Source organism: Nonomuraea sp. NPDC048826 (genome assembly GCF_043198225.1).
Lineage (GTDB): Bacteria > Actinomycetota > Actinomycetes > Streptosporangiales > Streptosporangiaceae > Nonomuraea.
This window is the reverse complement of record NZ_JBICUQ010000012.1, coordinates 194,152-214,900: the sequence shown is the minus strand read 5'-3', so window position 1 is coordinate 214,900 and position 20,749 is coordinate 194,152. Positions and strand designations below refer to the sequence as shown.

The window sequence follows — 20,749 nt, the reverse complement described above, 5'->3', positions numbered from 1 at the left end:
GATCGTCAGTCGACCAGCGCGCCGCCGGACAGGTTGGCGATGGTTCCGGTCATGACTCCGGATCGGTCCGAGGCCAGGAACGCGGCCGTCTCCGCTATCTCGGACAGCGTGGGCAGCCTCTTGAGCAGCGTGCCCTGGGCCATTCCGCCGCCTTCGAGCAGATCCTGCACCGACTGCCCGGACGCTGCCGCCGTCTGCTCGAAGAGGTCCGCGGTGTAGGAGCCCGCGGCCGGCGCGTCGACGACGGCGTGCGGGCGGATGCCGATGACCCGGACGCCGCCGGGCGCGAGCTCGGCGGCGAGAGTCCGGGTGAAGGCCTCCTTGCCGGCCGCGCTCACGCTGTGCCCCAGGATGCCGCCGATGGCCAGTTTTGAGCCCGGCTCGGACAACGTCAGGATGACGCCGGGACGCTCGCGGCCCATGTGCCGGGCCACGGCCTTGCTGGTGATGAACAGCGTGCGCAGAAAGCCGTCGATCGGCCGCATGAACTCCTCCAGCGAGAGGTCCGCCAGCGGAGTCCCCTGGTCGTGCATGACGCTGACGGCGTTGAGCGCGATGTCGATGCCGCCGGCCGTCGCCGCGACCGCGTCGGCGTGCTTCTCGACCGCGTACGGGTCGAGAACGTCGACGACGGCGGTCTCGGCCTTCCCGCCCGCGGCGGCGATGTCACGCGCCACGGCGTCGAGCTTGGCCCGCGTCCGTCCGGCGATGAAGACCCGCGCGCCTTCCCGGGCGAAGACCCGTGCGACGGCGCCGCCGATGGCGCCCCCGCCTCCGTAGATCACGGCGTTCTTGCCGTCGAGCAGCAGATTACTCATCGGTGTTCTCCAGGTGATCGATTGTCGGGTGTCGAGGCCACCGGGATGGTGATCAACGCGATGTGGCGCCGTGTCCGACCAAGTGTTCTAAAGCCTAACCAGACATGGTTGAAATAAACAACCAGAATTTATTGTGGATTAGGATCGGAGGGGAGGAGGAGGATCATGCCAACCAGCCGCAGCTATCGGGACTCATGCGCCATCGCCCGCGCCCTCGACGTCGTCGGCGAGCGGTGGGCCCTGCTGGTCGTCCGCGAACTGCTCCTGGTGCCGCAACGCTTCTCGGAGCTGCGGCGCGCTCTGCCCCATGTCAGCTCCAACCTGCTCGCGGACCGGCTCCGAGAGCTCGAACAGAACGGGGTGATCCGCCGCAGTCCGGAGCCGGCTGAGGGCCCCCGGGGCTACGAGCTGACCGAGCGGGGCCGGAAGCTGGAAACGGTCCTGATGGCTCTGAGCGACTGGGGGATGGACGCGCCGCAGCCCCCGCCGCCGGCCGCGCTCAGCGCCACCTCTGTGCTGATCTTCCTGCGACGTGCCGCTCGCCCCGACCCCGCGGCGCCGCCCATGAGTTGCCGTCTCGAGCTCGACGGCCGGGTGTGGACGGTCCGCCTGGCGTCCGGACAGGTTGAGGTGAGCCCCGGTGAGACCGCGACGGCGGACGTCTCGCTCCGTACGGATGCCAGGACGTTCAGCGCCCTGTTGACCGACCCCGGCGCACTCGCGTCCGCGTGCGAGGACGGCGGCGTCGCCGTCGTGGGAGATCTGTCGGCCATCGGCCGGCTGCTCCGCGCGGTCACCGACCCGTGGCCTTCCGAGGAGGTCCAGCCGGCTGGCCGGGCGTAGCTCCTGACGGACTCGTCCGGCCGCTCACGCGCCGGCGCGGCGCAGCACGGTCCAGCTGCCCCAGCCGGCCTCGGCCTGGATCGCGTCCCAGGCGCCGCCGAGCGCGGCGATGACGGTGGGCGTGTCCAGGAACAGCGGCCCGTCGGCGCTCAGCTGGTTGGCCCAGATCAGCACGCCGCCGGCGGTCAGCACCCGGGTGATCTCGGCGGGGAACAGCAGCGCGTCGACCAGGACGGCGGCGGCGATCGACCCGGTGGCCAGCGGGAGCCGGGCGGCGTCGGCCTGCAGTCGTGGCGCCAGGTGCGCGGGGGCGTGTCTCAGCATCCGCCGGGGTTCCTCCCGCGGCCGCGCTGTTCCACTCCCTGGCCGACGAGAACCGGCTGCGCATCGTGCAACGCCTGGCCCACGGCGAGGCCCGGGTGGTCGACCTCGTCGCCGAACTCGGCCTGGCCCAGTCCACCGTCTCCAAGCATCTGGCCTGCCTGCGCGGCTGCGGTCTGGTCGACTACCGGGCCGAAGGCCGCCAGTCCTTCTACAGCCTGACCCGGCCCGAGCTGATGGACCTGCTCGCCTCCGCCGAACACCTGCTGGCCGCCACCGGCCGCCCGGTCACGCTCTGCCCCGCCACTCCTCAAGACGGCGGGGTGGTGGCATGAGCGCGGTCGGCCTGCCCGGCCTCGGCCCCGCCCCGGCCCGGCGCGCCGCGCTGCGGCACCGCATCCGCCTGCTGGTCGCGGCGACCATCGCCTACAACGTGATCGAGGCGGCCGTCGCCATCACCGCCGGCGCCATCGCATCCTCCGCCGCCCTCATCGGGTTCGGCCTCGACTCCGTCGTCGAGGTCGCCTCCGCCGCCGCGGTCGCCTGGCAGTTCTCCACTCCCGCCCACGAGAAGCGGGAGAAGGCCGCACTGCGCGTCATCGCGATCTCGTTCTTCGCGCTGGCCGCCTATGTCGCCTTCGACGCCGTACGCGCGCTGCTCGGCGCCGCCGAGGCCGAGCACTCCACGCCCGGCCTGGTCCTGGCCGCTCTCTCGCTGGTGATCATGCCGTTCCTGTCGTACGCGCAGCGCCGCGCCGGTCGCGAGCTCGGTTCCGTGTCCGCGGTCGCCGACTCCGAGCAGACCCTGCTGTGCACGTACCTGTCCGGTGTGCTCCTGGTGGGGCTGGCGCTGAACAGCCTGTTCGGCTGGTCGTGGGCCGACCCGATCGCCGCCCTGGTGATCGCGGCCGTGGCGGTCAAGGAAGGCCGTGAAGCCTGGCGCGGGGACACCTGCTGCGCCGATGCGGACCGCCTGAACCGGTGACGCCGGTATTCGCGCGGTAACCGAGGGACTTGAAAGTGCCGTCTTCCACGCCTGTCCCCAGGGTCCGATGATGCTGTCGGTTACAAGAGGGAACCAGCAGCACGGAGGAAGGCGCGTGGCCAGAGGTCCGCCGGGTCAGGGCTCCAGCGGGTGGAAGTCGACGTCCGGCACCCAGTGCCGCGGATCGGACGGCGACGGCAGAGTGGCGGTGCGCAGGCGGCGGATCAGGGTCTGGAGCATCGGGCGCGTGTTCCGGCGGTGCCACACGACGGACCAGGGCAGCAGCGGTGTCGGATCGACGATCGGGACCCGGCGCAGGCCGCTCCCGCCGGCGTCGATGCTCATCTCGCCCAGTCCTACGGCCTTCTTCTCGCGGTGGAACTGCTCCACCAGGTGGCGCAGGCCGATGGCCGGATCGGTGAAGCGCAGCGGGACGCCGAGGCGGTCGGCGAGCCGCCTGAGGTAGCCGCGCCATTCCGCGGCGCCCGCCGGGTCCGGCATCGAGATGCCCCACTCGCGCAGGTCGGCGGGGCGCAGCTCGCTCCTGTCCGCGAGCAGGTGGTCTTCCGGGAGGAACGCGTGCAGGGGTTCGACATGCACCAGGCGGCGGGCGAGTTCGGGCGGCCACGGCCACGGCAGGTCGTGCACCCGCCCGAACGCCGCGTCGATCTCCCGCCGCCGTACCGCCGGGATCGCCACCGCGAGCCCTTGCCGCATGCTGAGCTCGACCCGCAGCCCCGGCTCACGCTCGCTCGCCTCCCTGAGCAGCCGTAGAGGAGTGAACCGCTCGTCGTAGACGTCCACGCGCAGCGGGTCCCCGCTCGTCCGGATCGCCGCGACGGCCCGGTCGAAGGCCGCCAGGGCCTCCAGCGCCGGCGGCAGGAACCGGTGACCGGCGGCGGTGAGCTCCACGGTCCGGGTGGTGCGCTCGAACAGCGGCGTGCCCAGGGCGGTCTCCAGCCGCCGGATGCGCTTCGACAGCGCCTGCTGGCTGATGAACAGCCGTTCGCCGGCCCGGCCGAAATGCAGCTCCTCGGCGGCCACGGCGAACGCCCGCATGCCCTGGATGTCGGCGTCCATGGACGGAAGCCTGGATAGACAACCAGGCGTTGTCAATTGTGCAGAAATCGCTGTTGGACATCGCCGCTGAAGTGCCGGTTTGCTGGTGAACCATGGACATCGTGGAGATCCGCGCCGACCTGCACCTGCTGATGCTCGGATTCGGTCAGGCGTACCTGTGGAACGACGCCGGGGCGCTCACGCTCATCGACACCGGGATCGCCACCTCCGGCGCCGAGATCGCCGAGGCCGTCAAGAGGCTGGGTTTCCGTACGGGTGACGTACGCCAGGTGGTTCTCACGCATTTCCACGAGGACCACGCCGGCGGCGCGGCCGAGATCAGCTCGTGGGGAGACGTCGTCGTGATGGCTCACCGGCGGGAGGCGCCGGTGCTCCGGGGTGAGGTGCCGGCCCCGCCGCCGAACTTCACCGACGAGGAACGCGCCCTGCACCGCCGGCTCGGCGCCCATCTGCTGCCCCCGGCGCCGCCGTGCCGCGTCGACCGCGAGCTGGAGGACGGCGATCTGATCGACTTCGGCGGCGGGGCCCGGGTGATCGCCACCCCGGGGCACACGGACGGCAGCATCGCCGTCCATCTCCCGGGACCGGGGGTGCTCTTCACCGGGGACACCGTGGCCCACGTGGGCGGGCAGGTCATGCCCGGGGTGTTCAACCTGGACCGCGAGGAGATGCTGCGCTCCTTCCACCGGCTCGCGGCCCTCGGCGCTGAGCTGGCCTGCGTCGGCCACGGCGAGCCCGTCAAGGATGCCCACCTGGCGCTTCCCGCGGTCGCCGCCGGCATCGGCTGACCGGCTCAGCCGGGGTACGGCACGACCCGGTAGTGCGTGGTCAGCCGGCCGTCGCCGGCCAGGACGTGGAAGGCCAGCACCGGCGGCAGTCCGAAGTCGACGCAGTCGTCCATCGACACGCCGCCCTCCCACGGCAGCAGCAGCGTGGAGACCACCCCAGGTGCCACCAGCAGCGGACGCCCGGCGAACGTCGTGGCGGCCGCCGTGTGCGCGTGGCCGACGAGGACGGCGGCCACGTTCGGGTGCCGGCCGACCAGCCCGGCCAGGCGCTCGTCGGGCCGGAGCATGATGGGGTCGACGACCGGGCTGTGCAGCGGGACCGGCGGGTGGTGGAAGGCCACGAAGACCGGCAGGCCCGCGCTGTCGTCCAGGACCCCCGCCAGCCAGGCGATCGTCTCGTCGTCCAGGTCGCCGGAGTCCTGGCCCGGGATGGAGGAGTCGCACATCGCGTACACGGCGGCGGCCGTGCGGTGGACCTGGTTGACCGGGCCGGGCCCCGGGGCCGGATCGCCGAGCAGCACCCGGCGGAACTCCTCGCGCACGTCGTGGTTGCCCGGCCCGACCAGGACGGGGTGGCGCGAGGTCAGCAGCTTGCGCGCCGTTCCGTACTCGTCCGCGGCGCCGTGGTCGGCGATGTCGCCGGTGACGAGCACCGCGTCGAGGTCGCCCGGCAGCGCGTCGAGATAGCGCATCACCGCCTCGGCCCGGCCCGCGCTCGCGGCGGTGGCGCCGATGTGGATGTCGCTCAGATGGGCGATCACAATCATGTGCGGCAGGTTCCTTCCCCGTCCATGTGGCTCTCGCAGCACACGATGCCGGGGGACCGGACCAATCGTAAGATCCGGTTCTGTGCCGAAAAATTGGACCGGTCACGGAGTGGACCTGCACCTGGAGATTTCCGCAGGGAGCGGGCGGCGGCGGGGGCTGGAGGAGGCGCTGCGCCGGGCGATCAGGGACGGGCGGCTGCCGCGCGGCGCCCGGCTGCCGTCGTCCCGCGCCCTGGCCGCCGAGCTGGGGCTGGCGCGGGGCACGGTGATCGCCGCCTACGACCAGCTGGCCGAGGAAGGCTACCTCACCACCCGCCCGGGTGCCGCGACCGAGGTCGCCGCCACGCCCGTGCCACGCCCCCCAGGGCGGGCCGCCGCACCCGCCCTGGGGCCTGCCGACGCGGACGGCGGGTCCGTGCACGACCTGCGGCCGGGGCGGCCGGACGTGTCCGCCTTCCCCGTACGGGCGTGGCTGCGCGCGACCCGGCACGTGTTCACGACGGCGCCCGCCGACGTCCTCGGCCCCTGCGACCCTCGCGGCCGGATGGAGCTGCGGGCCGCGCTGGCCGGATATCTGGGCCGGACCCGCGGGGTGCGCACCACGCCGGACCTGATCGTGGTGACGACGGGCTTCGCGCAGGCGCTCAACCTCCTCGCCGCCGTACTCCCCGGGGGGCCGATCGCGATGGAGGACCCGGGCCACGACTTCTACCGGGAGGTCGTCCGCCGCTCCGGCCGTTCGATCGCACCCCTGCCGGTGGACGCGCTGGGCGCCCGCCCGGAAACGCTCCCGCCGGGGACCGCGGCCGCCGTGGTCACGCCGGCCCACCAGTACCCGACCGGCGTGCCTCTCCACCCCCACCGCCGCCGCGCCTTCTGTGAGTGGGCGGGCCGGCACGGGCGACCGGTGGTCGAGGACGACTACGACGGCGAGTTCCGGTACGACCGCCAGCCGGTGGGCGCGCTCCAGGGCGCCGCGCCCGACCACGTCGTCTACGTCGGCACCACCTCCGAATCGCTCGCCCCCGCCCTCCGCCTGGCCTGGATGGCCGTGCCGCCCGCGCTGATCGGCCGGGTCACCGAGGCCAAGCTGTACGCCGACGCCCACACCGAGGTCATCGGCCAGCTCACCCTGGCCAGGATGATCGAGACGCACGACTACGAACGGCACATCCGCGCCGCCCGCCTGCGGTACCGCCGACGGCGGGAGCTCCTGGTCGCCCGGCTCACCGGCTCCGGCGGCCCGCTCCCCGGCCTCACCGCGCCGGGCGTGGCGGCCGGGCTGCGCGCGCTACTCCTGCTCCCCGAGTACGGTCCCGCGGAGGCCGACGTGCTGGCCGCGTGCCGGCGCCGGGGCGTCGCCCTCCGTGGCGCGGCGCCGCTCTGGCACGACCCGCCGCCGTCGGCGGGCTTGCTCGCCGGGTACGCGGCCCCGTCCGAACGCGCCTACCCGAGCGCGCTCGACGCCCTGGCCGACGCCCTGGCGGACTGCGCCGGGCGGGTCGACCTCGGGTGAAGGCGGTCAGCGCGCCTCCGCGAGCTCCGCGACAGCGGCGGCGACCTCGTCCACCTCCTCCTCGGTGTTGTAGTAATGCGGGGACAGGCGCAGGCACCAGTCCACGTCCTTGTCACCGAAGTCGTACTGGGCGAACTCGCGGAAGCTGAGCGCCGAGTTGATCTTCCGGGCGTCCATGGCGGCCTTGAACGGCTGGGCCTGCCACCCGTCGACGGCGAAGGTGACCAGCGCGCCCAGCTCGGCTCCCCGGTCGAGCACGCGCACCCCCGGCACCTCGGCCAGCGACCGGCGCAGCCGCGCCGCCAGCGCGGGAGTGCGGCCGGCGATGGCGTCGAGGCCGACGCCCCGGGCGTAGCGCGCGGCCTCGGCGCAGCCCAGCAGGGCGGCGTAGGGGAACTCCCAGTCCTCGAAGCGGGCGGCCGTCTCCACCGGTTCGTAGCGGTCCCGCGCCACCCAGCGCGCGCCGTACATGTCGATGAACAGCGGCTCGTACCCGGCGCGCAGGACGCGGTCGGCGACGTAGAGGAAGCCGGTGCCGCGCGGCCCGCGCAGGAACTTGCGGCAGGTGGAGGTGAGCAGGTCACAGCCGATCTCGTGGACGTCGATCGGGTACTGGCCGAGCGACTGGCAGGCGTCGACCAGGTAGAGCAGGTCCAGCTCGCGGCAGTGCCGGCCGATCTCGGCGACCGGCTGGACGAGGCCGGAGTTGGTGGGGATGTGGGTGGCGGCGACCAGCCGGGGCCGGTGCTCCCGCATGAGCGCGGCCATGGCGTCCACGTCCACTCCGCCCTCCGGGACGTCGGGGGCGTGGACCACGCGCACGCCGTGTCGCTTGCGCAGCGACAGGAAGGCGATCTGGTTGGAGATGAAGTCGTTGCGGGTGGTCAGGATGACATCGCCCGGCTGGAAGGGGATCGCCGACAGCGCGGTGGTGTAGGCGTGGGTGGCACTGCCGGCGAAGGCGATGTTGCCGGGGCCGCAGTTGATCAGGGCGGCCACCTCGTCGTAGAAGCCCCGGACCTGCTCGGCCCGGGCGGCTGCCGCCTCGTAGCCGCCGATCTCCGCTTCCAGCCGCAGATGGTCGAGCATCGCGGTCAGCACCGAGGCCGGCGCGAGGCCGCAGCCGGCGTTGTTGAAGTGCACGACGTTCGCGACGCCCGGGGTGTCGGCCCGCAGGGCCAGTAGTGATTCCCGGCTGATCTCAGAAGTGCTACTGTCATCTCTCATGTACGACGGTAGCACTTCTGAGGAGTTGGCGGCCAACCTGCGGACGCTGGTGGCCGGGCTGACCCCCGGCGATCGGCTGCCGAGCAGCCGCGAGCTGACCGAGAGGCACCGGGTCGGCCCGGGGACGGTGTCGCGCGCCATCGCGACGCTGGCCGCCGAAGGGCTCGTGGTGACCCGGCCCGGCTCCGGCACCTTCGTCGCGCCGCGCCGCCGCGAGCCGGGCGACGAGGTCGCCGACACCTCCTGGCAGGCCGTCGCGCTGGCCGGACGCGACTATGACACGGCCAACGCCATCGAAGCCGCGCAGCCTCTCCCGGCCCAGGGGATCGCCATGTCGGGCGGCTACCTGCACGGATCCCTCCAGCCCACCCGGGCCCTGAGCGCCGCCCTGTCCCGGGCGGCACGTCGGCCCGACGCCTGGCATCGCGCGCCCACCGCCGGCCTGGAGTCCCTCCGGACGATCTTCGCCAGGCAGATCGGTTCCGACGTCACCCCGCAGGACGTGCTGATCACCGGCGGCGGCCAGAGCGGGCTGTCCATGCTGTTCCGGGCGATCGTCGCACCCGGCAGCCCGGTCCTGATGGAGTCGCCCACCTACCCGGGCGCCCTGACCGCGGCCCGCGCCGCCGGGCTGCGGCCGGTCCCGGTCCCCATGGACGACGAAGGCGTCCGCCTCGACCTGCTCGCCGACGCCTTCGCCATGACCGGCGCACGGCTGCTGTACTGTCAGCCCACCTTCCACAACCCGACCGGCACGGTGCTGGCGCCCGAACGACGCGCCCACATCCGCGACGTCGCCCACGCCGCCGGAGCCTTCCTCATCGAGGACGACTTCGCCCGCCACCTCGGACACGGCCGCCCGCTGCCCCCGCCCCTGGTCGCCGAAGACCGCCACGGCACGGTGGTCCACCTCACCTCGCTCACCAAACCCGCCTCGCCCAGCCTGCGCATCGGCGCCGTCGTCGCCCGCGGCCCGGTGATGCGCAGGCTGCAGGGCATGCGCTACGTGGACGACTTCTTCGTCGCCCGCCCCCTCCAGGAAGCCGCCGTCGACCTGCTCAGCGCCCCCGCGTGGGGCCGCCACCTGCAGACCCTCTCGACCTCCCTGTACGAGCGGAGCGCCGTGCTGGCGGACGCACTCGCCCGGGACCTCCCCGGCTGGCGGCCCACCCGGCTTCCGGCGGGCGGCCTGCACCAGTGGATCCGCCTGCCCCCCGGAACCGACGACTCCGCCGTCGCCGCGGCGGCCCGCGCCCGCGGTGTCACCGTCGACGCCGGACACCGGTTCTTCCCGGCGGAGGCCCCCGGCGCGTACCTGCGGCTCAGCTTCGCGGCCGCGGCCCGTCCGGCGGAGCTGGCCGAGGGCGTCCGCCTGCTCCGCTCGGCGGCCGCGCCTTGACGCAGCCTGTACGCGTGCGCGGGACCGTTCGAGCCCGCTGCCGTCAGCGGGGCGTCTCGGGGGTCGGCGAGAACGCGGGACCGTGCGGGCCACGACACCGGAGGACGTGCCGACGAGGGTCGTGATGTCCTCATGGGTGTGCCCGGGCGTGCGGATCAACCGTCCAATCCAGCCGATCGGACGGGATGCCGTCAGGCTCATGGACGCGTCGATCCCTCGTCGCCGGTCCCGGCCTTCAGTGCTGGACGGTGACGACGACCTTGCCGACCTGGGTGTTCGATTCCAGGTAGCGGTGCGCCTCCGCGATGTCCGCCAGATCGAACGTACGGTCTACGGCGGGCTTCAGCGTGCCGGCGCGGAGTCCCGCCTCGATGAAGGCCCGGGCGCGGCTCATCCGGTCGGGGTCGGCCGTGATGGAACCCACGTTGAAGCCGTGGACGGTGATGGGCCAGTTCATGGGCAGAGGCGCCGGTCGCGGGTCGAGCCAGCCGTAGACGACCAGCAGGCCGCCGGCCGCCACGGTCTCGGCGAGCTCGCTCAGGCCGGGACCTCCGACGGCGTCGAAGACGATCCTCGCCCCCTCGCCGCCGGTGACGGCGTGCACCCGGCTGACGAGGTCGCCCTCGTCGGCGGCGATGACGTGGGCGGCGCCGGCCTCAAGCAGTCGCGTGGACTTGGCGGCGGTCCGGGTGACGGCGACGGGGACGGCGCCGAGGTGGTTGGCGATCTGGATGGCCGCCAGCCCGACGCCGCTGGACGCGGCGGTGATGACGACGCTGTCGCCGGGGTTCGCGCGGCCCACTTCCGCCAGGGCGCCGTAGGCGGTCAGGTACGTGGTCCACACGGCGGCGCCGGTGATCGCGTCGACCGGCGCGGGCCGGGGGAGGAGGGACCGGGCCGGGACGTTGACGCGGTCTGCGTAGACCCCGTGGCGTGACATTTCCTGATCGCTGATGATGCTGACCGCGTCGCCCGGCGCGAAGCCCGTGACCTCCGGGCCGACCTTCTCCACCGTGCCCGCCGCTTCGAAGCCGAGCCGGGAGCCGGGAAGAGTGGGCTGGTAGTAGTAGGTGCCGGCGCGGAAGAGAGCCTCGGCACGGTTGAGCCCGATGGCCTCGACCCGGACCCGGACCTCACCGGGGCCCGGGGCGTCGAGTCGCACGTCCTCGATCTTCAGGACGTCGGGGCCGCCGAGTTCATGAAAGCGCACCGTTCGCGCGTGGATCGCCATGGGAAGGACGCTATCGATCGGCGTACGAGACGCTCCATGTCACAGGATCTCTCCTTTCTGTCTGATCGTCTTAGCTGATGGATGTCCGACTATGATCGACCGCATGGACGTCCTCAGCGATGCCATCACCGCCATGCGCACCGGCGTCCCCCATTCCTCGCGCACGCTCAACGCGGCGCCGTGGGGCATGCGGTTCGCCCCTTCCGACGGGGCCGGCTGCCACATCGTCCTGCAGGGCTCCTGCTGGCTCCTGCCGCCCGGGCGGGAGCCAATCCCGCTCGCCCCCGGCGACGTGGTGTTCCTCGCGCACGGGCTCGGGCACGCGATCGCGGACGATCCCGCGACGCCGCTGGTCGACGTCATCCAGGACCAGGACGGGACCTGGGTGCTGACCGAGGAGGCGCCGCAGGGCACGGGCCCGGCCACGCTCCTGCTGTGCGGCGCCTACCGGCTCAGCCGGGCGCGGGCACACCCGCTGCTCACCGGCCTCCCCGACGTCGTCCACCTGCCGGCCAGGATCGGCACGCACCCCGCGCTGCGGGCCGCCGTGGATCTGCTGGGCGCCGAGCTGGAGCGGCCGGGGCCGGGCTCCGACGCGCTGGTGCCGGCGCTGCTCGACTCGCTGCTGCTCTACATCCTGCGCGCCTGGCTGGACGAGCACGGCGGGCAGGCGGCCACCGGATGGGCCGCGGCGCTGGCCGACCCGGCGATCGCCGACGCGCTGCACGCACTCCACCGCGATCCCGCCCGCCCCTGGACCGTCGAGGAACTCGGCGCGCGCGCCGGCCTGTCACGCGCGGCCTTCGCCCGTCGGTTCACCACGGTCGTGGGCCAGCCGCCCCTTGCCTACCTGACCTGGTGGCGCATGACGGTGGCCGGCCGGCTGCTGACCACCAGCGACGCCCCGCTGCGCGTCGTCGCCGAACGCGGCGGCTACTCCTCGGAGTTCGCCTTCGCCAAGGCGTTCAAGCGGGAGTTCGGGGTGTCGCCCGGCCGGTACCGCAGAGAACACGACGGCAAGCCCGGGTGAGGGCGCCACTTCCCTTGATCACTTGTAGGGTGAGGCGTCCGTACCCACGACTGAGCCCCCCAGGAAGCGCCCCGTGTTATCCCGTCACCGTTCAGCCCTGCCCGCCCCGCTCGTCACCGGCCTGTACGGCGCCGCGCTGACGGTCGCCGTCGCCATCGCCCTGTTCTCCGGGGATCTCGGCCCGTTGCGGTGGCTGACACTGTTCGCGGGCGGGGCCGAAGGCGTCGCGGCGACCGGGCAGAACGTACTCCTCCTGGTCCTGGCCGGGCTGGCCTGGGTCTGGGGAATCTGGCAGATCCTGCGCGTGCCGTCGGCCGGGACCCCGTCCCAGCAGGACCGGAACACTCTGCGGTTGCGCGTGGCCCTCTACGTCGCGACGGCCACGGTGTGGCTGCTCCACCTCGTCCCGCCCGGCATCTGGGCGGTGGCCTCGGTGCTCGACAGCGCGGTGATGTGGGTGGTGGTGTTGCTGTTCATGCGGGTGCTGGGCGGCGACCGGGAGTACGCGAGGGGTGCGGGGGTGCTCGGGTACGGCGGGTTCGCCGTTCTCGGCATATTCGACCTCGTCGGCTGGCGGGTCCCGAGCGGGGCGGAGTCGATCTGCGCCCTGGCCGCCCTGGCCTGGACGGTGCTGGTCCTGTGGGCCCAGGCGCACGACGGCCGCTGGGGGAGGGCGACCGTCGCGTACGGCGTCGCCGGCCTGGTGGTGCCGATTCTGCTGATCCTGGCGGCCATGCCGTTCATGGACGAGGGAAGCGCTGTCGAGGCGCTGGGCGTGGTCTCGAGCGTCCTGATCATGATCTGGCTGGCCCGCTCCGCCCACGACCTCGCCGCCCCACGCCGCCGACCGGCGGCCGTCGAGCCGTCCTGAGGACGACACCCGGCTCAGTCCGGGGCGGGCAGCCGGATCGAGACGAGCTTGGCCGGGTCCACCACGATGTGGACGCCGGTGATCCGGCCTCCGGCGACGGTGAAGGCGATGACCGACCGCGTCCGCCTCGCTACGGAGTCCCGGCCGTTGTCGACGATGCTCAGATGAGACGGCGGCAGTGGCGGCGGCGGGACTCGTCGGCCGCGGCCAGTTCGGCCGGGTCGCTCAGCGTGTCGAGCGTCGCGAGCCACCCGTCGAGGACGTCGGCGATGCGGTGATCGAGCTTCCGGTAGATGCGCCGCGCCACGTGCCACTGGGCGCGGGCGGTGTCCGGATCCTCGTGGACCAGGGCGGAGGCGAGGCTGTCGTGGGCGGAGGCTCTCCGCAGCGGGTCGCCGAGCTCTTCGGCGAGCCGCAGCTGGTGCTCGGCGTGGCGGAGGGCCGCGGGCCGGTCGCCCTCACGTAAGGCGATCTCGGCCAGGTTGTGGTGGGCGTAGCAGGCCTGTTGCGTGTCGTCGACGGCCTCGGCGAACGTGAGGGCCTGCCGCAGCGCGTCGGCCGCCTCCGGATACCGTTCCGAGTCGATGAGCGCGCAGCCCAGGTTGATGTGGGCCGCGACGGCGTACTGAGGACTTTGCCCGTATTCCGGGATGGACAGGGCGATCCGCAGGTGGCGCAGGCCGGCCTCCAGGTCGCCCTCGTTGATGGCGAGGCCGCCGAGGTTGGCGTTGAAGGCGGCGATCATGCGCGGGTTGCCCGCCTCCGCGGCCAGGTCGATCGCCAGCTTGTAGTGTTCGCGCGCCGCGTCGTATTCGCCCAGCTGCTTGTGGACCACCCCGAGGGCGTTCCGCATGTGCGCCATGGCCTCGGGGTCGCCGCTCAGCTCGGCCGACCGCAGGCCCGTGCGGAGCACGCACAGCCACTCCGGCCAGCGTCGCCGGATGATGAAGTAGGCGAGCAGGTCGGCGGTCGACTGCCACGCCCGGCGATGCCAGCCGCGCGCGCCGGCCAGAGCGACGACTCCGGCCAGGTTCTCCAGCTCCTGGTCGTGCCAGTCCAGCGCTGATGTCCTGTCGGCGAAGGCGGGGCGCTCACGCGGGGGATGGACGATCTCCCGCTCGCCGGCCGGCCGGCGGGGCTGCAGCAACGGGTAGGCCTCGTAGACGGTCTCGGCGTAGAAGTCGACCAGGCGCCGGGCCGCCACCTCCCGGGCGGCCTCCGGCTCGTCCGCCTCCAAGGCGCGGACGGCGTAGCTGCGCAGCAGGTCGTGCATCGTGTACCGGCCGGGACGATGTTCGCCGACCAGGTGGCCGATGCACAGTTCCTCGAGCCGGGGGCGCACCTCGGCGAGCGTGACGCCGAGCAGGGCGGCCGCCGCGGCCGGCCCGAAGTCCTGTCCGGGCACCAGGCTCAGCATCCGGAACAGACGCCGCGTCTCGGCGGGGAGTGCCTGGTACGAGAGACGGAACGCGGCGCTGACCGCCCCGTCCAGGTCGCCGTGTTCGTCGAGCACGGCCAGCGTGTCGCCGGTCGTCAGCTGCCGGGCGTAGTCGGCGACCGTCAGGTGCCGCTGGCCGATCAGTTGCGCCGCGGCCAGGCGCAGCGCCAGCGGCAGGTACGCGCACCGCAGGGCCACCTGTTCGGTCGCGGCGTCCGCTTCGGGGTGCGGGGCTTCGCCGGTCATGGCGGCCTTCTCGGCCAGGGCGGCGCGGAGCAGGTCGGCGGCCTCGTCCTCGGTGAGCGGGCCGAGCGGGAGCGGACGGGCGCCTTCGCGGGCCACCAGCGCGCGTAACCGGTTGCGGCTGGTCACCAGGACGGCGCAGTCCGCCGAGCCGGGCAGCAGCGGCCGTACCTGGTCGGCGCCGTGGGCGTTGTCCAGCACGAGCAGCATGCGGCGCCGGGCGAGCAGCGACCGGAACAGGGCAGCGGCCTCGTCCACGTCCTCGGGAACGGCGCCCGGCTCCACCCCCAGAGCGGACAGGAAGCGCCGCAGGATGTCGTAGGGCCTCGACGGCGCTCGATCCTGGTCGAACCCCCGCAGGTTCGCATAGAGCTGCCCGTCCGGGAACCGGTCACGGTGCCGGTGGGCCCAGTGGACGGCCAGCGCGGTCTTGCCGACGCCGGGGCTGCCCACGACCAGCACCACGGGCGGCGTGTCCCGCGCCTCCGTCATGAGGTCGAGTTCGGCGAGCTCGCGGTCCCGGCCGGTGAACCCCCGCACGTCCAGGGGCAGCTGGGCCGGCGCGGCGCCGACGGGTGACGCCGAGACCGTCACAGCCGGGGCCGGCAGGTCGAGGGCCGGGTCGGCGTTGAGAACGGCGTTCTCCAGCGCCGAGAACCGGGCGCTGGGATCGAGCCCCTGCTCCTCGACCAGCCGGTTGCGCAGGCGCCGGGCCGTCAGCAGGGCTTCGGCCTGCATGCCGGCCCGATACTGGGCGAGCATCAGCTGGCAGACCAGGCGCTCGCGCAGCGGGTGTTCCTCGACGAGCTTGCTCAGCTCCGGGAGCAGGGTGTCGTGGCGGCCGAGCGCGAGCTCGGTGTCGGCGAGCGACTCGTGCGCGCTCAGCCGCCGCTCGTGCAGCGCCTGCCGGGCCGCGTGCGCGTACGCCGCCCTGATGTCGGCCAGGGCGTGACCGCGCCACAGCCCGAGCGCGGTGCGCAGTCTCCGGACGGATTCCTCCGGCTGGCCGCGCCGGCGCAGCTCCCCCGCCGCCTCGACGTGGCGGCCGAACACGTCGGCGTCCAGGTCGTCGTCCCTCCGGACCAGCAGGTATCCGCCGGGCCTGGTCGCGATCACGCCGTCCAGCCCCCGCTCCCGCAGGGCACGCCGCAGCTCCGACAGCGCGACGTGGATCTGGGAACGCGCCGAACTCGGCTCGGCGCCACCCCACATCGCCTCGATGAGCTGGCCGGGCGTCACCACCTGGTCGGGGTGGAGCAGCAGATAGGCGAGCAGCGCCCGATGCCTGGGCCGGGCGATCGACCCCGGTCCATGATCCGTCGCCACCTCGACAGGACCGAGGATGCCGAACCGCAACGCCTGCCCCCCGCAGCGTCAGCAAGATCTTGATTTCCGGGCAAGCGTATCCATAAGCGAATGGCAAGTCGCTGTATAAAGTGCCCTGTTTATTGTTCGGATCATGTCAACCTAAACCGCACAGGACGACCTAAAAGCTGATGGTTGTGGCTTTAACCGGATCTGGGCGGTTTGTGGACGGTGGCCTGACGGCGCCGTCTGTGAGAGGAGACGCATGGGTTCGAAACTCAAGCGGGTGCTGCAGGCGGCCGCGATCGGCGGGGTCATGGCCGGCACCATGGCCCTGCCGACGACGGCCGCGCATGCCACGCCCTACAACTGCAGCAGCACGGCGTACGGCCACAACGGCTGGTGGGCCTTCTGCGGCAAGGGCACCGGCACCTACCAGGCGTGGGTCCGCTGCTACAGGATCGGTACGAGCAAGTACACGATCAGGTGGGGCCAGTGGCGCTCGCCCGGCGGCACGCCCTCCACCGTCAACTGCCAGAGCACCGAAGAGGTGGGTGGCGGCGGCTACATCCTCTCCTAGTCGGATCGCGTACGGCACGGCGCCCGTCGGGGTGCCGTCCATGAGAGGAGAGATATGAGGACGAAGGTCGGGCGGGCCCTGCGGGCCGTCGCGATCGGCGGGATCGTGGCCGGTGCCATGGCCCTGCCCGCGACGGCCGCGCACGCCCAGCCCAGCGGCTGTCAGGTGACGACCAGCCTGAAGACCGTGTCCGCGTACTGCCAGACCGGAACGGGGGAGTACCAGGCGGTGGCCCGGTGCTACGAGCCGGGCAGCTCCATCCCCACGCTCCGGTACGGACAGTGGCGGTCTCCGGGCGGCCAGCCGTCCACCGTGAGCTGCCAGTTCGGCGAAGAGTTGCGGCAAGGCCACCTTCGCTTCAGGTAATTCGAGTCTGACGCTCCGCGCCCTGGGGTCTTGGGCGCGGAGCGTCATCCCGACCGGAAGAACTCTGCCACGACCCGGGTGTGCAACGGGAAGGCCGGCTCGCGCGGCCCGTCGATCAGCAGTGCGCCGGAGGGTTGGCCGGTGGAGAGGGCGGGCAGCGAGGCGGAAGGACAACCGCGCGCTCCAGGATGAGACACCGCCCATGAACAAGAGCATCATCGAGGCCGTCGGCGAGGCGATAGACCTGGCCGGAGTCGCGGTCATCGTGATCGGCGCCCTGGTGACCACCGTCCTCTTCGGCCACCGGCTGCTCCGGCGGCGTTCCGTCCAGGACGCCTACCAGAGGTACCGCCGCGGCCTGGGCCGGGCGATCCTGCTCGGGCTGGAGTTCCTCGTCGCCGCGGACATCATCCGCACCGTCGCCATCTCACCGACGTTCACCAGCGTCGGCGTGCTCGCCGTGATCGTCCTGGTGCGTACCGTCCTCAGCTTCTCGCTGGAGGTGGAGCTCGAAGGCCGCTGGCCCTGGCAGGCCCGATCCGTCAGCGGGCAGGACCCGGCCTGATCCTCGGCGAGGTCAGGCGGCTCAGGGCGGCGAGCCGGGCGTGGGTAGTGGCCGCCGGCGGCGATGATGTGGCGGGCGTGCTCGTGCCGGGTGTGCAGAGCGTCGGCGGTGATCACCATGCCTGTCAGGTCCAAGTGGGACAGCAGGGGCGCGAAGGCGGGATCCCCGGGCCTGGCGATGGAGCTGGTGGAGTGGATCCACGCGCGGGAGATCGCCGCGCTGGCCATGGACAACATCGCCGTCGGGGTGGTGCCGGCGCGGCCGTACGACGGCAGTTACCCCGTGCACGCCCGCTATCGGGGAGCCCGCCAGGACGGGGAACGTCCCAGCGCCGCCACGAGCTCGTCGACGAGGGAACCGCCGTCCGGCGCGACGACCGGGGACGCGTAGGCGCGTCCGTGCCCGCGCAACGGGCCGTCGGCGGGCAGCGCCCGGGCGATCGGCACGGCCACGCTCAGCAGGTCGGCAGGCAGGTCGACGGGGTGATCGATGGCTCTGCCGATGTCCCAGTAGTGCGTGAGCATGTCGGCCAGGTGCACCGAGAGAACCTGCCGGCAGGGGAGCCGGATGCCGTACCCCGGCAGGTGAACGTCCTCCTCCAGCACCCCGGGCCGGCCGAATGCCGCTCTCCACCGGCTGGTCGCCTGGGCGAAGGCGACGCGCGGGTCGGCGTCCAGCGGTTCGGAGGCGGGCAGGAGCGCGTGGGTGATCGCCTCGTGCTCCGTGTTCATGTGGTCGACGAGGTCGCGCACGGTCCAGCCCGCACAGGGCGTCGGCGCGGTGAGCTGCTCGTCCGTCAACTTTCCGACCAGGTCGTCGAGGAGGTCCAGGGCCGCCGAGTCTTGTGTGTGAATGTCCACCCCGCCAGAATAACGTACGGTCGTTCGCTAATCGATAGTGAACGCTCGTACGTTATGATGCGGTCGTGAGCCCTCGAAGCTCGAAAGCCGAAGCCGCCGCCACGCGTTCGAAGATCGTCGACGCGGCCCTCGCGGCCGCGCGGATCGACGGGTTCGAGGCGCTCAGCCTCGGCCGGCTGGCCGACACGCTGCACATGAGCAAGGCCGGTGTCGTCGGTCCCTTCGGGTCCAAGGAAGCGCTGCAGGAAGCGGTGTTCCGGGCGGCCGTGGTTCAGTTCGATCGGCTGGTTCTCGGCCGGATCGCGGGCGAGTCGCGGGGGCTGGCGCGCCTCACACGGTTGTGCGACGCGTGGATCGACTACCTGGCCGGCGAGGCCGCCGCGCACGGGGGATGCCTGCTCACCACCGCCGCCAGTGAGTACGACGCCCGGCCGGGGCTGCTGCGTGATCACGTCGCGGAGGCGTCCCGGCTCTGGGAGGCCAGGCTCGTCGCCGAGATCGAGGGCGCGGTCGCCGCCGGTGACCTGCCGGCCGCCACGGACGCCGCCCAGCTGGCCTTCGAGCTGCAGGGGATCGCCCTCGTGACCAACCAGATGATCCAGCTCCACCGGGATCGCTCCGCGCCCGACCGGGCCCGCCGCGCCGTCCGGCGTCTCCTGGGCTGAGCGGCACACCGTCTGGACAGAATGTCCATCATGGACATAAAGTCCCGCCATGAGTGCTTCCGAGGATCGAGATCCCCGGGTGCGGGCGTGGGCGCCGGTCTGCCAGGCGGTCGCCGCGCTGCTCAGCCCGTACGCCGAGGTCGTGCTCCACGACCCGGCGACCGATCGCGTGCTGGAGATCTGGAACCCGATGACCCCGCGTGGCCCGGGAGATCCGTCCCTGCTGGGAGAGCTGGACCAGCTCGACCCCTCTGGCACCGACGTCTACGGCCCGTACGAGAAGCTCCTCGCGGACGGCCGCCGCCTGTCCTCGGTGAGCGCGATCCTGCGGGATGTGGATGGCAAGCCGTCGGCGGTGCTGTGCGTCAACCTGAACCGGACGCCGCTGGAGCAGGCCGCCGCCGTGCTGTCCGCCTTCGCGGCGCCGACGCAGCCGCGCCCAGAACCGTTGTTCGAGCAGGACTGGACGGAGCGTCTCCACCACGTGATCGGCGCGTACGTGCGTGAAAGCGGCCGGCCCGTCGAACGCTTCACGCGCCAGGACCGCCTGGCCGTCATCGGCCGGCTGAAGGAAGCCCGGATATTCGCGGTACGCCGCGCCGCCCCCGTCGTCGCGGGCGCGCTGCGGGTGTCCAGGTCCAGTCTCTACGCCCTGCTGGCCGAGCTGCGGGCGTCACGCGCGGAGGAACAGCCATGACCCGACTTCCCGACTTCCGCCTGGAGACCTACTTCTCCCGGTGGGAGTTCACCGCCCGCCACCACCTGACCGCCTCCGACGCCGAGACCATGACGCTCGCCGAACTGCTCGCCCTGGCCGACGACCAGGACCGGGAGGCGTTCGAGAACCTGTCCCTGGGCTACACCCAGACCTTCGGCGACCCGGGCCTGCGCGAGGCGATCGCGGCCACGTACGAACACGCCGAAGCCGACGACGTCATCTGCTTCGCGGGCGCGGAAGAGGCCATCTACCTGGCGATGAACGTCCTGCTGGGCCCGGACGATCACGCGGTGGTGCTGACGCCGAACTACCAGGCCGCCGAGACGGTGCCGCTCGCGCTGTGCGAGGTCACCGGGGTGGCCCTCGACGCCGATCGGGACTGGGCGCTGGACCTCGACGAGGTGGCGGCGGCGATCCGCCCGAACACCCGCCTGGTCTCGGTGAACTTCCCCAACAACCCCACCGGCAAGGTCCTCGACAGGGCCGACTTCGTCGCGCTGGTGCGGTTGTGCGACGAGCGCGGCATCCACCTGTTCAGCGACGAGGTGTACCGCGGCCTCGAATGCGGCCCGGTCGGCGCCCTGCCGCAGGCGGCCGACCTGTCGGAGCGCGCGCTGTCCCTGAACGTCACGTCCAAGGCCCTGGGCCTGCCGGGGCTCCGCATCGGCTGGATCACCTGCCGCGATCGTGCCCTGCGCGCGCGGCTGGAGCGGGCCAAGCACTACACCACCATCTGCAACTCCGCGCCCAGCGAGGTCCTGGCCCGCATCGCGGTGAAGGCCCGGGAGACGATCCTGGACCGCAACCGGGCGTTGATCAGATCCAACCTGCCGTTCTTCGCGGCGTTCTTCGCGGAGTTCGCGGACGACTTCGAGTGGCGCGCCCCGGACGGGGGATGCGTCGCCTACCCGCGCTATCTCGGCGCCGACGGGGTGGAGACGTTCTGCACCCGGCTGGTCGAGGAGGCAGGTGTCCTGCTGCTTCCCGCGAGCATCTACCGCTCCGAGCTCACCGCCACCCCCGATGACCGGTTCCGCATCGGTGTCGGGCGCCGCAGCGCGGAAGAGGATCTGGCGGCCTTCGCCCGGTGGATGCGGGCGGGCCGGTGAGCCTGCCCGTCTTCGGCGCGGCGG

General features: G+C 72.6%; 22 protein-coding genes. 14 read left to right on the top strand and 8 right to left on the bottom strand.

Annotated elements, in window-relative coordinates:
- Positions 1 to 5: 5 nt before the first annotated feature.
- Positions 6 to 818 (bottom strand): SDR family NAD(P)-dependent oxidoreductase, encoded by an 813-nt coding sequence (locus tag ACGFI7_RS37440; protein ID WP_393413248.1) that lies wholly within the window; start codon positions 816 to 818, stop codon positions 6 to 8.
- 165 nt (positions 819 to 983) lie between these two features.
- Here ACGFI7_RS37440 and ACGFI7_RS37435 point away from each other — a divergent pair, with 165 nt between their 5' ends.
- Positions 984 to 1,661 (top strand): winged helix-turn-helix transcriptional regulator, encoded by a 678-nt coding sequence (locus ACGFI7_RS37435; RefSeq protein ID WP_393413246.1) that lies wholly within the window; start codon positions 984 to 986, stop codon positions 1,659 to 1,661.
- Between the two features lie 24 nt (positions 1,662 to 1,685).
- Here the strand turns inward: ACGFI7_RS37435 and ACGFI7_RS37430 are convergent, their stop codons facing one another.
- Positions 1,686 to 1,985 (bottom strand): hypothetical protein, encoded by a 300-nt coding sequence (locus tag ACGFI7_RS37430; protein ID WP_393413244.1) that lies wholly within the window; start codon positions 1,983 to 1,985, stop codon positions 1,686 to 1,688.
- On the opposite strand from ACGFI7_RS37430, the gene ACGFI7_RS37425 reads away from it, so the two are divergent.
- Both ACGFI7_RS37425 and ACGFI7_RS37420 read left to right on the top strand, forming a co-directional pair.
- Complete coding sequence (locus ACGFI7_RS37425) at positions 1,952 to 2,317, top strand: ArsR/SmtB family transcription factor (RefSeq protein WP_393413242.1); 366 nt, start codon at positions 1,952 to 1,954, stop codon at positions 2,315 to 2,317. The genes ACGFI7_RS37430 and ACGFI7_RS37425 overlap by 34 nt on opposite strands.
- Complete coding sequence (locus ACGFI7_RS37420; RefSeq protein ID WP_393413240.1) at positions 2,314 to 2,967, top strand: cation transporter; 654 nt, start codon at positions 2,314 to 2,316, stop codon at positions 2,965 to 2,967. The genes ACGFI7_RS37425 and ACGFI7_RS37420 overlap by 4 nt, the downstream gene beginning before the upstream one ends.
- Before the next feature lie 135 nt (positions 2,968 to 3,102).
- Here ACGFI7_RS37420 and ACGFI7_RS37415 read toward each other — a convergent pair whose 3' ends face one another.
- The gene (locus ACGFI7_RS37415) at positions 3,103 to 4,047 is read right to left on the bottom strand and encodes a LysR family transcriptional regulator (protein WP_393413238.1); all 945 of its coding nucleotides are present in this window, start codon (positions 4,045 to 4,047) and stop codon (positions 3,103 to 3,105) included.
- 92 nt (positions 4,048 to 4,139) lie between these two features.
- Between ACGFI7_RS37415 and ACGFI7_RS37410 the strand changes: the two genes are divergently transcribed.
- Positions 4,140 to 4,835 carry an MBL fold metallo-hydrolase gene (locus tag ACGFI7_RS37410; protein WP_393413236.1) on the top strand — a complete coding sequence of 232 codons (696 nt, stop codon included), beginning with the start codon at positions 4,140 to 4,142 and terminating at the stop codon, positions 4,833 to 4,835.
- 5 nt (positions 4,836 to 4,840) lie between these two features.
- Here the strand turns inward: ACGFI7_RS37410 and ACGFI7_RS37405 are convergent, their stop codons facing one another.
- Complete coding sequence (locus ACGFI7_RS37405; protein ID WP_393413234.1) at positions 4,841 to 5,602, bottom strand: metallophosphoesterase; 762 nt, start codon at positions 5,600 to 5,602, stop codon at positions 4,841 to 4,843.
- A gap of 82 nt (positions 5,603 to 5,684) precedes the next feature.
- On the opposite strand from ACGFI7_RS37405, the gene ACGFI7_RS37400 reads away from it, so the two are divergent.
- A complete protein-coding gene (locus tag ACGFI7_RS37400) occupies positions 5,685 to 7,118 on the top strand; it encodes a PLP-dependent aminotransferase family protein (protein WP_393413232.1) in 1,434 nt (477 codons plus the stop codon).
- Between the two features lie 6 nt (positions 7,119 to 7,124).
- Here ACGFI7_RS37400 and ACGFI7_RS37395 read toward each other — a convergent pair whose 3' ends face one another.
- The gene (locus tag ACGFI7_RS37395) at positions 7,125 to 8,345 is read right to left on the bottom strand and encodes an aminotransferase class V-fold PLP-dependent enzyme (protein WP_393413230.1); all 1,221 of its coding nucleotides are present in this window, start codon (positions 8,343 to 8,345) and stop codon (positions 7,125 to 7,127) included.
- Here ACGFI7_RS37395 and ACGFI7_RS37390 point away from each other — a divergent pair.
- Positions 8,344 to 9,744 carry a PLP-dependent aminotransferase family protein gene (locus tag ACGFI7_RS37390; RefSeq protein WP_393413228.1) on the top strand — a complete coding sequence of 467 codons (1,401 nt, stop codon included), beginning with the start codon at positions 8,344 to 8,346 and terminating at the stop codon, positions 9,742 to 9,744. The genes ACGFI7_RS37395 and ACGFI7_RS37390 overlap by 2 nt on opposite strands.
- A gap of 235 nt (positions 9,745 to 9,979) precedes the next feature.
- On the opposite strand, the gene ACGFI7_RS37385 is transcribed toward ACGFI7_RS37390, so the two are convergent.
- Complete coding sequence (locus ACGFI7_RS37385) at positions 9,980 to 10,975, bottom strand: zinc-dependent alcohol dehydrogenase family protein (protein WP_393413226.1); 996 nt, start codon at positions 10,973 to 10,975, stop codon at positions 9,980 to 9,982.
- A gap of 103 nt (positions 10,976 to 11,078) precedes the next feature.
- Here ACGFI7_RS37385 and ACGFI7_RS37380 point away from each other — a divergent pair, with 103 nt between their 5' ends.
- Both ACGFI7_RS37380 and ACGFI7_RS37375 read left to right on the top strand, forming a co-directional pair.
- Positions 11,079 to 12,005 carry an AraC family transcriptional regulator gene (locus tag ACGFI7_RS37380; RefSeq protein ID WP_393413224.1) on the top strand — a complete coding sequence of 309 codons (927 nt, stop codon included), beginning with the start codon at positions 11,079 to 11,081 and terminating at the stop codon, positions 12,003 to 12,005.
- Between the two features lie 73 nt (positions 12,006 to 12,078).
- A complete protein-coding gene (locus tag ACGFI7_RS37375) occupies positions 12,079 to 12,876 on the top strand; it encodes a hypothetical protein (RefSeq protein WP_393413221.1) in 798 nt (265 codons plus the stop codon).
- Between the two features lie 160 nt (positions 12,877 to 13,036).
- Here ACGFI7_RS37375 and ACGFI7_RS37370 read toward each other — a convergent pair whose 3' ends face one another.
- Positions 13,037 to 15,913, bottom strand: a complete 2,877-nt coding sequence (locus ACGFI7_RS37370; protein ID WP_393413219.1) for a BTAD domain-containing putative transcriptional regulator — start codon at positions 15,911 to 15,913, stop codon at positions 13,037 to 13,039.
- Positions 15,914 to 16,127: 214 nt separating this feature from the next.
- Here ACGFI7_RS37370 and ACGFI7_RS37365 point away from each other — a divergent pair, with 214 nt between their 5' ends.
- From ACGFI7_RS37365 to ACGFI7_RS37355, 3 genes are all read left to right on the top strand, one after another.
- Complete coding sequence (locus ACGFI7_RS37365) at positions 16,128 to 16,442, top strand: hypothetical protein (protein WP_393413218.1); 315 nt, start codon at positions 16,128 to 16,130, stop codon at positions 16,440 to 16,442.
- Positions 16,443 to 16,496: 54 nt separating this feature from the next.
- Positions 16,497 to 16,808, top strand: a complete 312-nt coding sequence (locus ACGFI7_RS37360) for a hypothetical protein (RefSeq protein WP_393413216.1) — start codon at positions 16,497 to 16,499, stop codon at positions 16,806 to 16,808.
- Positions 16,809 to 17,010: 202 nt separating this feature from the next.
- On the top strand, positions 17,011 to 17,373 hold the full coding sequence (locus ACGFI7_RS37355; protein WP_393413214.1) for a DUF1622 domain-containing protein: 363 nt from the start codon (positions 17,011 to 17,013) through the stop codon (positions 17,371 to 17,373).
- 293 nt (positions 17,374 to 17,666) lie between these two features.
- Here the strand turns inward: ACGFI7_RS37355 and ACGFI7_RS37350 are convergent, their stop codons facing one another.
- Positions 17,667 to 18,233, bottom strand: a complete 567-nt coding sequence (locus tag ACGFI7_RS37350) for a TIGR03086 family metal-binding protein (RefSeq protein ID WP_393413212.1) — start codon at positions 18,231 to 18,233, stop codon at positions 17,667 to 17,669.
- A 65-nt stretch (positions 18,234 to 18,298) separates the two neighbouring features.
- On the opposite strand from ACGFI7_RS37350, the gene ACGFI7_RS37345 reads away from it, so the two are divergent.
- Genes ACGFI7_RS37345 through ACGFI7_RS37335 form a run of 3 tightly spaced genes read left to right on the top strand, consistent with a single transcriptional unit; the run spans position 18,299 to position 20,725 of the window.
- A complete protein-coding gene (locus ACGFI7_RS37345; protein ID WP_393413210.1) occupies positions 18,299 to 18,898 on the top strand; it encodes a TetR/AcrR family transcriptional regulator in 600 nt (199 codons plus the stop codon).
- A 49-nt stretch (positions 18,899 to 18,947) separates the two neighbouring features.
- Complete coding sequence (locus ACGFI7_RS37340) at positions 18,948 to 19,595, top strand: transcriptional regulator (RefSeq protein ID WP_393413208.1); 648 nt, start codon at positions 18,948 to 18,950, stop codon at positions 19,593 to 19,595.
- Positions 19,592 to 20,725 carry an aminotransferase class I/II-fold pyridoxal phosphate-dependent enzyme gene (locus tag ACGFI7_RS37335; RefSeq protein WP_393413206.1) on the top strand — a complete coding sequence of 378 codons (1,134 nt, stop codon included), beginning with the start codon at positions 19,592 to 19,594 and terminating at the stop codon, positions 20,723 to 20,725. Before ACGFI7_RS37340 ends, ACGFI7_RS37335 begins: the two co-directional genes overlap by 4 nt.
- Positions 20,726 to 20,749 lie beyond the last annotated feature (24 nt).

Coding starts and splice junctions, on each gene's coding strand:
- ACGFI7_RS37435 (WP_393413246.1), top strand. CDS start 984: ATGCCAACCAGCCGCAGCTATCGGGACTCATGCGCCATCGCCCGCGCC.
- ACGFI7_RS37420 (WP_393413240.1), top strand. CDS start 2,314: ATGAGCGCGGTCGGCCTGCCCGGCCTCGGCCCCGCCCCGGCCCGGCGC.
- ACGFI7_RS37355 (WP_393413214.1), top strand. CDS start 17,011: ATGAACAAGAGCATCATCGAGGCCGTCGGCGAGGCGATAGACCTGGCC.
- ACGFI7_RS37390 (WP_393413228.1), top strand. CDS start 8,344: ATGTACGACGGTAGCACTTCTGAGGAGTTGGCGGCCAACCTGCGGACG.
- ACGFI7_RS37385 (WP_393413226.1), bottom strand. CDS start 10,975: ATGGCGATCCACGCGCGAACGGTGCGCTTTCATGAACTCGGCGGCCCC.
- ACGFI7_RS37395 (WP_393413230.1), bottom strand. CDS start 8,345: ATGAGAGATGACAGTAGCACTTCTGAGATCAGCCGGGAATCACTACTG.
- ACGFI7_RS37340 (WP_393413208.1), top strand. CDS start 18,948: ATGAGTGCTTCCGAGGATCGAGATCCCCGGGTGCGGGCGTGGGCGCCG.
- ACGFI7_RS37430 (WP_393413244.1), bottom strand. CDS start 1,985: ATGCTGAGACACGCCCCCGCGCACCTGGCGCCACGACTGCAGGCCGAC.
- ACGFI7_RS37360 (WP_393413216.1), top strand. CDS start 16,497: ATGAGGACGAAGGTCGGGCGGGCCCTGCGGGCCGTCGCGATCGGCGGG.
- ACGFI7_RS37405 (WP_393413234.1), bottom strand. CDS start 5,602: ATGATTGTGATCGCCCATCTGAGCGACATCCACATCGGCGCCACCGCC.
- ACGFI7_RS37410 (WP_393413236.1), top strand. CDS start 4,140: ATGGACATCGTGGAGATCCGCGCCGACCTGCACCTGCTGATGCTCGGA.
- ACGFI7_RS37380 (WP_393413224.1), top strand. CDS start 11,079: ATGGACGTCCTCAGCGATGCCATCACCGCCATGCGCACCGGCGTCCCC.
- ACGFI7_RS37440 (WP_393413248.1), bottom strand. CDS start 818: ATGAGTAATCTGCTGCTCGACGGCAAGAACGCCGTGATCTACGGAGGC.
- ACGFI7_RS37365 (WP_393413218.1), top strand. CDS start 16,128: ATGGGTTCGAAACTCAAGCGGGTGCTGCAGGCGGCCGCGATCGGCGGG.
- ACGFI7_RS37415 (WP_393413238.1), bottom strand. CDS start 4,047: ATGGACGCCGACATCCAGGGCATGCGGGCGTTCGCCGTGGCCGCCGAG.
- ACGFI7_RS37335 (WP_393413206.1), top strand. CDS start 19,592: ATGACCCGACTTCCCGACTTCCGCCTGGAGACCTACTTCTCCCGGTGG.